Consider the following 14003-nt stretch of genomic DNA (forward strand, 5'->3'; position numbering starts at 1 on the left):
ATCCGTCGGGTCTCGTCCTGCAGATGTGCTTTCGTCCTGCAGGCGGCCCGGCCGAGGACCCTGAGCCCCGATTCGTTCCAGCCACGGGAACCCGTTATGATTGCAAGGTGCATCCGCTCTTCACGGTTCGGATGCCTGGAGACGTCGCATAGTCCGGCCGAGTGCACCACCCTGCTAAGGTGGAGTCCCCTCACGGGGACCAGGGGTTCAAATCCCCTCGTCTCCGCAGAAAAAATCCCTGCCTCGGCAGGGATTTTCTGTTCTCAGGCGCTGACTCCGAGTTCCTGAGCCGCGATGGCATCCGCGAGGTACGACGCCGTGGTGCTCCCGCTCGCGGAGGCGACGGAACGCGGAGTTCCCTGCGCCACGACAGTGCCGCCGAGCTCTCCGGCTCCTGGTCCCATGTCGATCACCCAGTCGGCCTGTGCGACCACGCGCATGTCGTGCTCGACCATCACGACCGTGTTGCCGGCGTCGACGAGATGCTGAAGATGGACGAGCAGCCGATCGGTGTCCGACGGATGCAGTCCTGAGGTGGGCTCATCGAGCAGGTAGAGGGTGTCGCCGCGCTGGGCGCGCCGCAGTTCGGACGCCAGCTTCACGCGCTGCGCCTCGCCGCCGGAGAGCTCGGTCGCCGACTGGCCCAGCGGCAGATACCCGAGCCCCACGTCGAGGAGGGCATCGAGATGTCGCGCGACGTCGGCATCGTCCTCGAAGAGGACACGCGCGTCGTTCACGCTCAGGGCGAGGACGTCGGCGATGGTGTGCCCGTGGAGCTCGATCTCGAGGGTCTCCGGGTTGTAGCGCGTGCCGCCGCAGGTGCCGCAGGGGGCGTGGACGGTGGGGAGGAAGAGCAGCTCCACCTCGACCGTGCCCTCGCCCTTGCAGGTGGGGCATCGCCCGCTCGCCAGGTTGAACGAGAACCGGCTCGCGGCGTAGCGCCTCCGACGCGCTTCCGGTGTCGCGGCGAACAGCGCGCGGACGCGGTCGAAGAGCCCGGTGTACGTCGCCACGTTCGATCGAGAGGTGCGGCCGATCGGCTTCTGACTGACCTGCACCACGCGTCGCACGCGGTCGGCGGGACCGGAGGCGCGACCCGTCGTGTGGGCGATCGGTGCGGAGAACAGCGGATCAGCTGCTGCGCTGCCCTGCTCTTCCCTCGTCGACGTGTCGGTCGACGAGCCGTCCACCTCGCTGGAGAGGCTGCTCTGCAGCAGGTCGGGCAGGGCCTGGGTGACGAGAGACGACTTGCCCGAACCGGAGACGCCCGTGACGGCGGTGAGGCAGCCGAGGGGGATCGACACCGAGACGCTGCGGAGATTGTTCCGCGAGACGTCGACGAGCACGAGTTCGGCATCGGGCTCGCGAGGGGCCCGCGGCTGTGCCGTCGGCTGCTCGGCCCGCAGGTCGTCGGCGAACAGATATCGTCTCGTCTGGGAGCGCTCCGCGTCCCGCAGCCCGTCGATCGGGCCGGAATAGACGATCTCACCGCCGGTGGATCCCGCTCCGGGGCCGATGTCGACGATCCAGTCCGCATGCCGGATCACGTCGAGGGAGTGCTCGACGAAGAAGACCGTGTTTCCGGAGTCTCGCAACGAGCGGAGGATGCGCACGAGCGCTTCGCCGTCGGCGGGGTGGAGGCCGGCAGACGGCTCGTCGAGCACGAACATGACCCCGAACAGCTGTGACAGCACCTGGGTCGCGAGCCGCATACGCTGCAGCTCACCCGACGAGAGCGTCGGGGTCGAGCGATCCAGCGAGAGGTAGCCCAGACCGAGCTCGATGATGGGGGAGATCCGATCGCGCAGCTCGTCGACCAGCCGGTGCGCCGCGAGCTTCTTCTCGGGTGGGAGCGCTTCTCCACCGGCGCCGGGGGCATCCGTTCCGTTGCCGGATGAGTCGAGTGCCGTCTCGAGGAGTGCCTCGAGGTCCGCGAGTGGCATCGCGGCCATCTCGGTGATGTCGAGACCGGCGAACGTCACGGCGAGCGCCTCGGGCTTCAGGCGGCGTCCGTCGCACATCGGGCAGCGGACGCTGACCATGAAGCTCGCCGCCTTCTCGCGCATCTTCGCGCTCTTCGAGTTGGCGAAGGTGTTGAGCACGTACTGCCTCACGCCGACGAACGTGCTCATGTACGAGGGCTCGATGCCGGCCGCGACTGCTTTGCGCACCTGCGCCGGGCCGCGGTCGGTGAACACCGGAACCTGAGGCGACTCCTCGGTGTAGAGCACCCACTGACGCTGCTTCTCAGGCAGATCGCGCCACGGGATGTCGATGTCGTAGCCGAGCGATATCAGGCTGTCGATGAGCTGCTTGCCGTGCCAGGCGCGCGGCCAGGCGTCGAGAGCACGGTCGCGGATCGACAGCGACTCGTCGGGGACCATGAGGTGCAGCGGCACGTCGTACACCTGCCCGATCCCGTGGCAGCGCGGGCACGCGCCCTGCACGGTGTTCGCGGAGAAGTCCTCGGCGAACAGCGGCTCCGCCCCACTGGGGTACGTGCCCACTCGCGAGAACAGCATGCGGATGACGTTGCCGATCGACGTGGCGCTGCCGACGGTCGATCGAGCGCTTCCCGCGGTGCGCTGCTGGGGGAGGGCCACCGCCGGAGGCAGCCCGCCGATGGCGTCGACGTCGGGGATGTCGACCTGGCTCATCAGGCGCCTCGCGTAGGGCGCCACCGACTCGAAGTACCGACGCTGCGCCTCGGCGTACAACGTGCCGAATGCGAGGGAGCTCTTGCCCGAGCCGGAGACGCCGGTGAAGGCCACGAGGGCGTCGCGGGGTATCGCGACGCTCACGTCGCGAAGATTGTGCACCCGTGCTCCGGTCACGACGATGGCGTTCGACGTGCCGGACAGCTTCGACGGTGGGGTCCCGCCCATCATGGACCTCTTCTCGTTTCCCGCGGGGAGCGGGGGTGAATGCGATGATCGCCGTCTCTCCGTCACGCTACCCCGACCGTCGGACTTCGTCGGTGTGGTTGACAGCGGTCGGTCGGGCCTGCGAGCGCGGACACTCGTATGCCGGCGCAGCATGCATCGGAGTCCTGGTCCCGCCGTGCGAGAAAGCGCTATCCTGAAGCTCTTCCCGCCTCGGATCCAGGAGCGTCCCTCATGCCCATCGCTGCCGATGACCCCCGCCTGACGCATGCCTACGAGGCTGCGGCCACCCGCTACACCGACGTGCCGTTCCAACGCGCAGGCGCCAGCGGGGTGAAGCTGCCGAAGGTGTCGCTCGGACTCTGGCAGAACTTCGGTCGTGACCGCACCTTCGACAGTCAGCGCGAGATCGTGCTGCACGCGTTCGACCGCGGTGTCGTGCACATCGACCTCGCGAACAACTACGGCCCGCCGTACGGGTCCGCCGAGTCGACGTTCGGCGCCGTTCTCGACAGCGGGCTCGCCCGCTACCGAGACGAGCTGTTCGTCACGACCAAGGCCGGCTACGACATGTGGCCGGGGCCGTTCGGCGACGGCGGATCGCGCAAGTACCTCATGCGCTCGCTCGAGCAGAGTCTGCAGCGCATGAGCACCGACTACGTCGACGTGTTCTACTCGCACCGCCCCGACCCCGAGACCCCGCTGGAGGAGACGGTCGCGGCGCTCGCCGACATCGTGCGCAGCGGCAAGGCGCTGTACGTGGGCATCTCGAACTACCCGGCCGAGCTGGCGCGTCGCGCGTATCAGCTGCTCGCGGATCAGGGCGTGAGGCTGCTGTTGCACCAGCCGCGGTACTCGCTGTTCGACCGCACTCCCGAGGCCGAGCTGTTCCCGGCGCTGCGCGAGCTGGAGATCGGCAGCGCCGTGTTCTCGCCGCTCGCGCAGGGCCTGCTCACCGGCAAGTACATCGACGGTGACGTCCCGGCCGACTCGCGTGCCGCGAACAGCCATTTCCTGAACGGGTCCGCGCTCACCGACAGCTACCTCGAGCGCATCCGCGGCATCGACCGCGTCGCGAAGGACGCGGGCCTCTCGATTCCCCAGCTCGCCGTCGCGTGGGTGCTGCGGGACTCCGTGGTGACCACCGCGATCATCGGAGCATCGCGCACGGGCCAGATCGACGACGCGGTGGCGGCCAGCCAGGTCGAGCTCTCCGACGACGTCGTCACCGCTCTCGAGGAGTTCGCTGCGGCGCCCGGCGCCAGCGTCGTCTGACTTTTTCCCTGGCGCTGCGTAATATTCCGGGCGGCAGCGAGTCTGTCTAGTGGGGGCCCCTGTCACAGGGGGCGTCCACAACGGACCTGGGGAGCACCAATGACCATCGCCTACGCGGATCCACGGACGCACCACTGGACCCATCGCGGTGCCGTGCCACTGCCCGAACTTGCCTTCCAGCACATCCTCGGGGCGATCCTGCGGGGGGACTACCGGTCGGGCGACACGCTCAACACGATGCGCTTCGCCCGAGAGCTCGACATGTCGCTCAACCCGATCCGCGAAGCGATCATCCGGCTGCGTGACATCGGACTGGTCGAGGTCACTCCCGCGCGCTACACCAAGGTCGCGGACCTCACCGCACCCGAGTCGCGTGCCGCGATCAGCTACGCCGGCGTGCTCGCGGGGACGGCGCTCAGCATGGCACTGCCCACGACTGCGGAAGGTGTCCGCTCCGATCTCGCGGCGTATGCCGAGGAGATCGGTCGCGCGCAGGCCGCACCCGACCGCGACGCCGCGGCCATCGCGTTCCTCACCGCCGTCGACGACCTCGTGCGGCATCCGCGACAGGCGATGCACCTGGTCGAGGCCACGATCCTCGCTCAATGCGCGCTGCAGTTCTCCGAGACTGTACCCGGAGACGACGCGACACCCGGGCTGGTCGCTGCGGCCGAAGCCGTCGCCCACGCGATCCGTGCGGAAGATCCGGATGCCGTCGAAGGGGCCGTCCGCGCGCTCTTCGAGCACCTCGCCTAGGCGGCCTCCCCGCCTGACCCGTCGCTAGAGTCGGATGCATGACTGCGACGACGGTGTTGTTCATCGGTGGAACCGGAATCATCTCCTCGGCGGCGAGTGCGCTCGCGGCGTCGCGGGGGATGGAGGTCACTCTGCTGAATCGCGGACAGTCGCAGCGCGAGCCCGCTGACGGCGTCGAGGTGCTGACGGCGGATGTGTCGGATGCAGCAGCGGTCGACGCCGCCCTCGCCGGTCGTGAGTTCGATGTCGTCGCCGACATGATCGCCTTCACGCCGGATCAGGTGCAGCGGGACATCGACCGCTTCGAGGGCCGGACGGGACAGTACGTCTTCATCAGTTCGGCATCCGCCTACCAGAAGCCGGTCTCTCGTCTTCCGATCACCGAGTCCACACCGCTGCGCAATCCGTACTGGCAGTACTCGCGCGACAAGATCGCCTGCGAGGACCTGCTGACCGCCGCGTACCGGGATCGCGGATTCCCGGTCACGGTGCTGCGGCCTTCGCACACCTACGACAAGTGGACGATCCCGGCGTTCGGAGGGTGGACGGCGATCGACCGCATCCGCCGGGGTGAGGAGATCATCGTCCACGGCGACGGCACGTCGCTGTGGACGCTCACGCACTCGAGCGACTTCGCGGTCGGCTTCGCGGGGCTGCTCGGCAACCCGCTCGCCTACGGCGACACCTTCCAGATCACGAGCGACTTCGTCTACACCTGGAACGAGATCTACGCGATCCTCGGTCGCGCGGCGGGAGCAGAGCCGAAGATCCGGTACGCCACGAGTGCGGCGATCGAGGATGCCGCACCCGACCGCGCCGGGCAGCTCACGGGTGACATGGCGCACTCCGTCGTCTTCGACAACACCAAGGTCCGCCGCCTCGTGCCGGACTTCGCCCCGCTCGTGCCACTGCACACCGCGGCGCGCGAGATCATCGACTGGCACGACGCGCATCCCGAGCTGCAGCGAGTCGACCCGGCCGTGAACGAGCTCTTCGACTCGCTCCTCGGCTGAGAGCGGCGCTCAGCCGGCGGCGAGCACGGCGAGGACGTTGCCGGCGGGGTCCGTGAACCAGGCGATGTCGGGCCCTCGATCGGGACCGCCTCGCAGGATGCCCTTCTCATCGGTGGCGAACTCCGAGTCGTCGTAGATCTTGGTCACGACGCCCCGCTCGTTGAGCTCGTCGACGGCTGCTTCGACGTCGTCCACCGGGAAGTTCAGGATCGTGAAGCTCGCGGGCTCATGGTTCGGCTTGCCGTAGACGAGGATCGATCCGCCGTCGGGCAGGCTGATGTCGAGGAACCCCATGGCATTGGTGGTGACGTCCATGCCGAGGGTGTCGCCGTAGAAGGAGCGGGCGGCGTCGATGTCGTCGACGCTGAACCCGCTGAACGCGTGTGTGGTCTGAAAGGCGGTCATGCCCTCAGCATGCGCCGCTCGCCCCGCGGTGTCCAGACCCTAGGGGTGCACCTGGTTGAGGAGATCATCGCCCGCGAGGAGGCGAGTCACGTTCTGGTCGACCAGGCGTGCCGCTCCGACCGGACGGTTGCCGGCGATGTGAGGGGTGATGAGCAGGTTCGGTGCGTCCCACAGCGCATCGGATGCCGGAAGCGGCTCGGACTTCGCGACATCGATCGCCGCGGCGCGCAGCTGTCCCGACTCCAGCGCCGCGATCAGCGCAGCCTCGTCGACGGTCACACCACGACCGACGTTCACGAACACCGCGCCCGGCTTGAGCGCGAGGAAGAGCTCGGCGTCGAACAAGTCGGCGGTCTCGTCGGTGGCGGGCAGGATCGAGACGAGCACGTCGGTGTCAGCCAGCACGGCGGCTGCATCGGCATCCGAGTGCACCCGATACCCGGATCGCTCTCCGGCGGTGCGGGCGATGCCCTGCACCTCCGCGCCGAGTGCGGTGAGGAACGGCGCGAGCGTCGAGGCGATCGAACCGAATCCCCAGATGGTCACGCGGGCGCCGGACAGCGTGTAGAGCGCGCGAGTGGGCGCGGCGCTCTGCTCCTCGTTGAACGCCTCGTCCCAGACGTGCTCGCGCTGAGCGTCGCGCAGCCGGTCGAGACGTCGAACGGCGCTCAGGATCAGGGTCAGCGCATGCTCGGCGACGGGTCCGTCATGCAGCGAGCGACCGGAGCAGATGCGCACGTCGGCGCCGAAGCCGGCGTTGAGAACCGCATCCGCGCCGGAGGCGAGGGCCTGGACGAGACGCAGGCGGGGCAGTGCGCGGGCGGCTTCCCGGAGCCACGACGAGGAGTTGTGCCAGACGACGAGCGCTTGGGCGTCACGGTGCTCGGCGGGAATCTCGGCGTCGATGTCGTAGACGACGGTCTCGACGTCTGCGGTCACCGGCAGCTCGATGGTGTTCGGGATCAGGATCTTCATGTGCGCCTCCAGGTCTCGGCGGTCAGTGGGGAGAATCGGTCGACTCGCGCCAGATGACGGTCAGCAGACCGTCGGGCTTCATCGGCTCATCGCCGCCGCGGACGGCTGCGATCAGACGGTGCATCGAGTAGGCGCCCAGTCTCTCGCGGTCCTGCGACACGCTCGTCAGCGACGGCACGAGGAACGCGCTCTGGGGGTGATCGTCCCACCCCGTGACGGCGACGTCGTCGGGCAGCGTCCATCCGCGTCGTGTCGCCGCTCGGATGGCTCCGGTCGCGATCACGTCGTTGGCGGCGATCACGGCGAGCGGCGGTGCGTCTGCGGGCAGCCTGTCGACGGCGGCCTCACCGGCGCTGCCGCTCCATTCCTCTCCGAACACACCGAGCGACTCGAGTCCGAGACGCTCGATCGCTTCGAGGTAGGCCGCGCGACGGGCTCGTGCCGACGGGAAGTCGTCGGGGCCGGCCAGATGCACGAATCTCCGATGTCCCTGTGCCGCGAGGCGTTCGATCATCTCGGTGATGGGTCGCGAATCGGTGAATGCGCCGGTCATGTGCATCGCGTCATCGAACTCGCCGACCGAGAGCACGACGGGGCCGTCGGCGGGGGAGTCGGTGGCGGGCAGCGGCGTGAACGCGAGCACGCCCTCGTACTGCCCCGACCCGATGAGATCGGCGAGGCGATCGTCGCGCGCGGTCGCCTCCTCGGGCAGGCTCACCACCTCCACGACGTAGCCTGCCTCGCGCGCGGCGGAGATCGCGCCGGAGAGCAGCGTGAGCGGATTCATCGTGGCGATCGGCACGACGACGGCGAGGCGGCCGGTGCGCTGGGTGCGCATGGACCGGGCGGCCAGGTTGGGGCGGTAGTTCAGCTCGGATGCTGCGCGAAGCACCCGCTCGCGCGTCGCCTCGGAGATCCCCGGCCGCCCGGTGAAGACGAAAGAGACGGTGGACTGCGAGACCCCGGCGAGGTGGGCGACGTCGTGGCTGGTCGGGCGTTTCTCCACGGCATCCTACTTTCCGGGCTTGACGTAGCGGGTGTCTGTCTCGATAGTATCTACTACGTCTTAGTAATACGTAGTAACACCTCATCGGGGAGGCAGCGAATGCTCAGGATCGGCATCATCGGCACCGGCGGGATCGCCGACGCGCACATCAGCGGATACCTCGCCTTCGCGGGCGACTGCGAGATCGCCGCGCTCGCCGACGTCATCCCCGGGCGGGCCGCGCAGAAGGCCGAGGCGTTCGGGCTCACGCGGGCGGCGACGTTCGATGATCCGCTCGCGATGATCGCCTCGGGTCTCGTCGACCTGGTGAGCATCGCGACCCCGCCGTCGACGCACGCCTCGCTCGCGATCGCTGCGCTCGATGCCGGCATCCACGTGCTGGTCGAGAAGCCCATGGCTCCGTCCCTCGAGGAGTGCGATGCGATGCTCGCCGCGCAGGAGCGTTCGGGCCGTGTGCTGTCCGTCGTCGCGCAGAACCGATTCCGCGACGATCTCGCCGCGCTGAAGGAGGTCGTCGACTCGGGTCTGCTCGGATCGATCTCGCACGTCCGGGTCGACTCGGCGTGGTGGCGTGGGCTGCCGTACTACGACCTCTGGTGGCGCGGCACTTGGGAGAAAGAGGGGGGCGGCTGCACGCTGAACCACGCCATCCACCACATCGACCTGCTGCTGTGGCTGCTCGGACGCCCGGCCGAGATCACGGCCATGCTCGCCAACGCGCAGCACGACAACGCCGAAGTCGAGGATCTCTCGGTCGCCGTCTTCCGCTACGAACGGGGGCTCGCGCAGCTGACCAGCTCCGTGGTGCACCACGGGGAGGAGCAGGCGATCGTGATCCAGGGGGCGAACGCCCGGGTGTCCCAGCCGTTCTCCGTCGTCGCCGAGCAGTCCCGACGCGACGGATTTCCCGCTGACGGCGGAGACCCCGAGGCCGTCGCACGCATCGAGGAGCTCGTCGCCGGCCGTGCCCCGCTCGCCCACCTCGGGCATGAGGGCCAGATCGGCGACCTGCTCAGCGCGATCCGTGAGAGGAGAGTCCCGATCGCCGGCGGACAGGACGGCCGCGATGCGGTCGAGGTGGTGACCGCGATCTACAAGTCCGGCTTCGAGCGCCAGTTCGTCTCGCTGCCGATCACGGCGTCCGATCCCTACTATCGGGCGGGACAGCTGGTGGCGAACGCCCCGCACTTCTTCGAGAAGACCGCGTCGCTCGTGGAGGCGGCATCGTGACCGCATCCTCGTTCCCCGGCGGCACATCGCTGTCGCGCCTCGACGTCTACCCGGATGCCGCGCCGGACGGCATCTGCGGCGGCAGCCCTCACATGCACCTCGTCTCGACCGAGGCCTATGTCGTGATCTCCGGTGAGGGAGCCCTGCAGACGATCGACGCCGCCGGGTTCCATGAGACCTCGCTGAGGTCGGGGTCGGTCGTCTGGTTCACCCCTGGCACCATCCACCGTGCCGTGAACGGCGGCGACCTGCGGGTCGTCGTGCTGATGAGCGACGCCGGACTCCCCGAGGCGGGTGATGCGGTGATGACGTTCCCCGCCGAGATCGTGGGCGACCCCGACGCGTATGCGGCGGCGGCCTCGCTCGGAGACGATGCAGATGAACGCGCCGAGCGAGCGGCCCGACGACGCGATCTCGCCGTGACGGGATTCGAGACGCTGCGGGATGCCGTCTCGGGTGGTGATCACGGCGCGCTCCGCGCGTTCCATGCCGCCGCCGGTGTGCTCGTACGCCACCGCGCCGAGGCGTGGGGCGACCTCGTGCGCCAGGGTCCGCTGGCTCAGGCCGAGCGCTCGGTGGCGCTCGCCGATGCCGTGGCATCCGGTTCGGTGGCGCACCTGGCCGATGCTCGCGTGCACGAAGCCGTACCCTCGGGGGGAGACCGCGGATTCGGCATGTGCGGACGCCTGCGCACCTATGACATGAACCACGAGGAGACCCGGCGATGACCCGCACCTACACCTTCGATCCGCTCCCCGAACCTGTCGTCGCACCCGGCGAGTTCGTCTTCGCCGCGATCGGACTGGATCACGGTCACATCGTCGGCATGGTCGAGCAGCTGATCGAGGCCGGCGCGACCCTTTCGCTGGTCTTCGATGAGGACCCGGTGAAGATCGCCGACTTCCTCGAACGCTTCCCGCAGGCGCGTGCCGCCGCGAGCGAGCAGGAGGTGCTCGACGACTCGGAGGTGCGGCTCGTCGCCAGTGCATCGATCGCGAATCGGCGGGCTCCACTCGGCGTGCGCGTGCTCGACGCGGGCAAGGACTTCTTCGCCGACAAACCCGCCATCACGACGATGCACGACCTGGATGCCGCTCGAGAAGCCGTCGAGCGCACCGGGCGGAAGTTCGCCGTGTACTACGGCGAGCGCGTGCACTCCGAGGCGGCGATCCTCGCCGGCCAGCTGATCGATCGGGGCGCGATCGGCACCGTGCTGCAGGTCGCGTCATTCGGCCCCCATCGCATCGGCACGGGGCGGCCCGACTGGTTCTACGACCCCGAGCAGTACGGCGGCATCATCTGCGACATCGGCAGTCACAACTTCGAGCAGATGCTGTACTACACGGGCGCGACGACCGGCGAGATCGTGAGCTCGACCGTCGCCAACTACGCGCACCCCGACACTCCGGGCCTGCAGGACTTCGGAGACGCCCACGTCGTGCTCGACAACGGCACCACCGGCTACGTGCGCGTCGACTGGTTCACCCCGGCGGGGCTCGACGTCTTCGGCGACGGTCGCACCGTGCTGCTCGGCACCGACGGATACATCGAATTGCGCAAGTACGCCGACATCACGACCGACAACGGCGGCGGACAGGTGCTGCTCGTCGATCAGGACGGACAGTTCCGCTTCGACGCGACAGGGAAGACGGGGTTCCCGTTCTTCGGTCAGCTGATCCGCGACTGCATCGACCGCACCGAGCACGCGATGACGCAGGCGCACGCCTTCGCTGCGGCGGAGCTGAGCATCATCGCCCAGCGGGACGCCAGGGTGCTGGCCGGCTGACGGCATCCGCCCCGCTCGTGTGCTCGGTCGTTCGGTCGCCCGCTCGGGAGGAGAACTGCGCTTCGGGAGGACGGATGCGGCGAATTCGTCCTCTCGACAAGGAGATCTCCTCCCGACGGGGTGCGTTCCGGCGGGGTGCGTTCCAGCGGGATCAGCCGACGAGCTGTGATGCCTGCCGGGCGGCGCCGAGCGCGACGTACTCGCCGGGCTCGGGCACCTCGACCGGCAGGCCGAGGATCTCCGGCGCGATGCGACGCACGGCCTCCGACTGCGCTCCGCCGCCGATCAGCAGGGCGCGTTCGAGCGGGATGCCGAGATCGCGCAGTGCATCGAGCCCGGCGCCGAGTCCTCGGAGCATCCCCTCGACGGCGGCGCGGGCGAGGTTCTCCCTCGTCGTCGAGGCGAGTGTCATCCCCGAGAGGGAGGCCGTGGCATCCGGCAGATTCGGGGTGCGCTCGCCCTCGAAGTAGGGGAGCAGAGTGAGGCCGCCCGCGCCGGGGGCGGCCCGCAGCGCGAGGTCGCTGAACTCGCTGTGCGTGACCCCGAGCAGCGCAGCGGTCACATCGACCACCCGCGCGGCGTTGAGCGTGGCGACGAGAGGCAGGAAGTTGCCCGAGGCATCGGCGAAGCCCGCGACGGTCCCGGTCGGGTCACTCAGAGAAGTGGTGCTGATGGCGCAGACCGTGCCCGAGGTGCCGATCGACACGACCACATCACCTGGAACGGCGCCGAGCCCGAGCGCGGCGGCCGCGTTGTCACCCGCTCCCGCACCGACGCGCCGGTCGTCGGCATCCGTCACCCACTCGTCGTGGGCGAGCACCCGGGGGAGGATCGCGTCATGGCCGAGCGCCGCCACCAGCAGCTCGCGGTCATAGTCGCCCGTCGACGGGTTCCAGTATCCGGTGCCGGAGGCGTCGGACCGATCGGTCACCAGCTCGTCGAGCGCGGGGTTGTCGGGTCCGAACCCGCGTAGACGCCACGTCAGCCAGTCGTGCGGCAGAGCGACGGCGGCGACCCGTGCCGCGTTCTCCGGTTCGTGGTCGCGCAGCCAGCGCAGCTTGGTGATCGTGAATGAGGCGACGGGCACGAGGCCGGTGCGGTCGGCGAGTTCGGACGCTCCGAACTCGCCGACCAGATCATCCGCCGCGCCGGCGGAACGTGTGTCGTTCCACAGCAGCGCGTCGCGGATCACCGCGCCCGACTCGTCGAGCGCGACGAGGCCGTGCTGCTGCCCGCCGATCGACCACGCGGCGATGTCGTCGAGCGACCCCGCCTCCGCGATCGCGGCGTTCAGCGCCTGCCACCAGGCTTCGGGGTCGACCGACGTCCCCTCCGGGTGCGACGCGCGACCGGAGCGGACGACCGCCCCGGTCGACGTGTCGACGACGACGACCTTGCACGACTGGGTCGACGAGTCGACCCCGAGAACCAGTGGCATGACGATCAGCGAGCGCCGAGCAGGTGCTCGGTCGCGAGCTGCTGCAGCCGGACGAACCCGAAGCCCTTGCCGCCGAAGTACGAGTTCGCGTCGAAGTCCTCGTATGCCGAGCGATCGGCGAGGAAGTCGTCGTAGCTCTCTCCGGGGTTGAGGGTCGGCGTCGAGAGCTCGTCGACGCGGGCGGCGGCGAGCGCCTCCTGCACCTCGGGGTCGGCTCGGAATGCGGCCGCCCGCTCCTTGAGCAGCAGGTACGTGCGCATGTTCGCGGCGGCCGACTCCCACACGCCCTTCTCGTCTTCGGTGCGGCTCGGCTTGTAGTCGAAGTGACGGGGGCCGTCGTAGGCGGGCACTCCACCGGGGCCGCCGTTCTCGAGCAGATCGACGAGCGAGAAGGCGTTGTGCAGGTCGCCGTGTCCGAAGACGAGGTCCTGGTCGTACTTGATGCCGCGCTGGCCGTTGAGATCGATGTGGAAGAGCTTGCCGTGGAACAGCGCCTGAGCGATGCCCGCGGTGAAGTTGAGTCCTGCCATCTGCTCGTGCCCGACCTCGGGGTTCACGCCGACGAGCTCAGGGCGCTCGAGCGAGTCGATGAAGGCGATGGCGTGGCCCAGCGTCGGCAGCAGGATGTCGCCGCGCGGCTCGTTGGGCTTCGGCTCGATCGCGAAGCGGATGTCGTAGCCCTTGTCGGTGACGTAGTCGCCGAGCAGGTTGACGGCCTCGCGGTAGCGCTCGAGCGCCTGGCGGATGTCCTTGGCGGAGTCGTACTCGGCACCCTCGCGGCCACCCCACATGACGAAGGTCCTGGCCCCGAGCTCGGCACCGAGATCGAGCTGACGGAACACCTTGCGGAGCGCGTAGCGGCGCACGTCGCGGTCGTTCGAGGTGAAACCGCCGTCCTTGAAGATCGGCGCGCTGAAGAGGTTGGTGGTGACCATCGGCACGACGAGGCCGGTGTCGGAGAGCGCACCCTTCAGGCGGTCGATCTGAGTCTGGCGCTCGGCATCGGTCGAGCCGAAGGCGAACAGGTCGTCGTCGTGGAAGGTCAGGCCGTACGCGCCGAGCTCGGCGAGCTTCTCGACGGCGTGCACCACGTCGAGCGCCGGGCGCGTGGGGCCGCCGAACGGATCGGCGCCGTTGTAGCCGACGGTCCACAGGCCGAAGGAGAACTTGTCGTCACGGGTGGGGGTGGTCATGGCTGCTCCTGTGCAGGTCATCGAATAAGTTGTGATTCACAACA

At 68.9% G+C, this 14003-nt stretch carries 12 protein-coding genes and 1 tRNA gene; 7 read left to right on the plus strand and 6 right to left on the minus strand.

Annotated elements, in window-relative coordinates; all coding sequences use genetic code 11:
• Window positions 1–137: 137 nt before the first annotated feature.
• Window positions 138–226, plus strand: a tRNA-Ser gene (locus AKG07_RS15820).
• Window positions 227–263: 37 nt separating this feature from the next.
• Here the strand turns inward: AKG07_RS15820 and AKG07_RS15825 are convergent.
• Entirely contained in the window at window positions 264–2888 is a 2625-nt protein-coding gene (locus tag AKG07_RS15825) for an excinuclease ABC subunit UvrA (protein ID WP_171821983.1), read from the minus strand.
• Window positions 2889–3116: 228 nt separating this feature from the next.
• On the opposite strand from AKG07_RS15825, the gene AKG07_RS15830 reads away from it, so the two are divergent.
• From AKG07_RS15830 to AKG07_RS15840, 3 genes are all read left to right on the plus strand, one after another.
• A complete protein-coding gene (locus tag AKG07_RS15830) occupies window positions 3117–4157 on the plus strand; it encodes an aldo/keto reductase (protein WP_053098767.1) in 1041 nt (346 codons plus the stop codon).
• A gap of 99 nt (window positions 4158–4256) precedes the next feature.
• Window positions 4257–4913 carry a GntR family transcriptional regulator gene (locus AKG07_RS15835; protein ID WP_053098768.1) on the plus strand — a complete coding sequence of 219 codons (657 nt, stop codon included), beginning with the start codon at window positions 4257–4259 and terminating at the stop codon, window positions 4911–4913.
• Window positions 4914–4951: 38 nt separating this feature from the next.
• A complete protein-coding gene (locus AKG07_RS15840) occupies window positions 4952–5926 on the plus strand; it encodes an NAD-dependent epimerase/dehydratase family protein (RefSeq protein WP_053098769.1) in 975 nt (324 codons plus the stop codon).
• A 9-nt stretch (window positions 5927–5935) separates the two neighbouring features.
• Here the strand turns inward: AKG07_RS15840 and AKG07_RS15845 are convergent, their stop codons facing one another.
• From AKG07_RS15845 to AKG07_RS15855, 3 genes are read right to left on the minus strand one after another with little or no spacing between them, the layout of a single operon-like run.
• Window positions 5936–6331, minus strand: a complete 396-nt coding sequence (locus AKG07_RS15845; protein ID WP_053098770.1) for a VOC family protein — start codon at window positions 6329–6331, stop codon at window positions 5936–5938.
• 39 nt (window positions 6332–6370) lie between these two features.
• Window positions 6371–7306: an NAD(P)-dependent oxidoreductase gene (locus AKG07_RS15850; RefSeq protein ID WP_053098771.1), complete on the minus strand. Its 936-nt coding sequence runs from the start codon at window positions 7304–7306 to the stop codon at window positions 6371–6373.
• 22 nt (window positions 7307–7328) lie between these two features.
• A complete protein-coding gene (locus AKG07_RS15855) occupies window positions 7329–8312 on the minus strand; it encodes a LacI family DNA-binding transcriptional regulator (protein WP_053098772.1) in 984 nt (327 codons plus the stop codon).
• A 99-nt stretch (window positions 8313–8411) separates the two neighbouring features.
• Here AKG07_RS15855 and AKG07_RS15860 point away from each other — a divergent pair, with 99 nt between their 5' ends.
• From AKG07_RS15860 to AKG07_RS15870, 3 genes are read left to right on the plus strand one after another with little or no spacing between them, the layout of a single operon-like run.
• Complete coding sequence (locus AKG07_RS15860) at window positions 8412–9542, plus strand: Gfo/Idh/MocA family protein (protein WP_053098773.1); 1131 nt, start codon at window positions 8412–8414, stop codon at window positions 9540–9542.
• Window positions 9539–10270, plus strand: coding sequence for a cupin domain-containing protein (locus tag AKG07_RS15865; protein WP_171821984.1), 732 nt, complete (start codon window positions 9539–9541; stop codon window positions 10268–10270). The genes AKG07_RS15860 and AKG07_RS15865 overlap by 4 nt, the downstream gene beginning before the upstream one ends.
• The gene (locus tag AKG07_RS15870) at window positions 10267–11328 is read left to right on the plus strand and encodes a Gfo/Idh/MocA family protein (RefSeq protein WP_053098775.1); all 1062 of its coding nucleotides are present in this window, start codon (window positions 10267–10269) and stop codon (window positions 11326–11328) included. The genes AKG07_RS15865 and AKG07_RS15870 overlap by 4 nt, the downstream gene beginning before the upstream one ends.
• Window positions 11329–11479: 151 nt before the next feature.
• On the opposite strand, the gene xylB is transcribed toward AKG07_RS15870, so the two are convergent.
• On the minus strand, window positions 11480–12766 hold the full coding sequence (gene xylB / locus AKG07_RS15875; protein ID WP_053098776.1) for a xylulokinase: 1287 nt from the start codon (window positions 12764–12766) through the stop codon (window positions 11480–11482).
• A gap of 5 nt (window positions 12767–12771) precedes the next feature.
• Window positions 12772–13959, minus strand: coding sequence for a xylose isomerase (gene xylA / locus AKG07_RS15880; RefSeq protein ID WP_053098777.1), 1188 nt, complete (start codon window positions 13957–13959; stop codon window positions 12772–12774).
• Window positions 13960–14003: the final 44 nt, after the last annotated feature.

Source organism: Microbacterium sp. CGR1 (genome assembly GCF_001266755.1).
Taxonomy (GTDB): domain Bacteria; phylum Actinomycetota; class Actinomycetes; order Actinomycetales; family Microbacteriaceae; genus Microbacterium.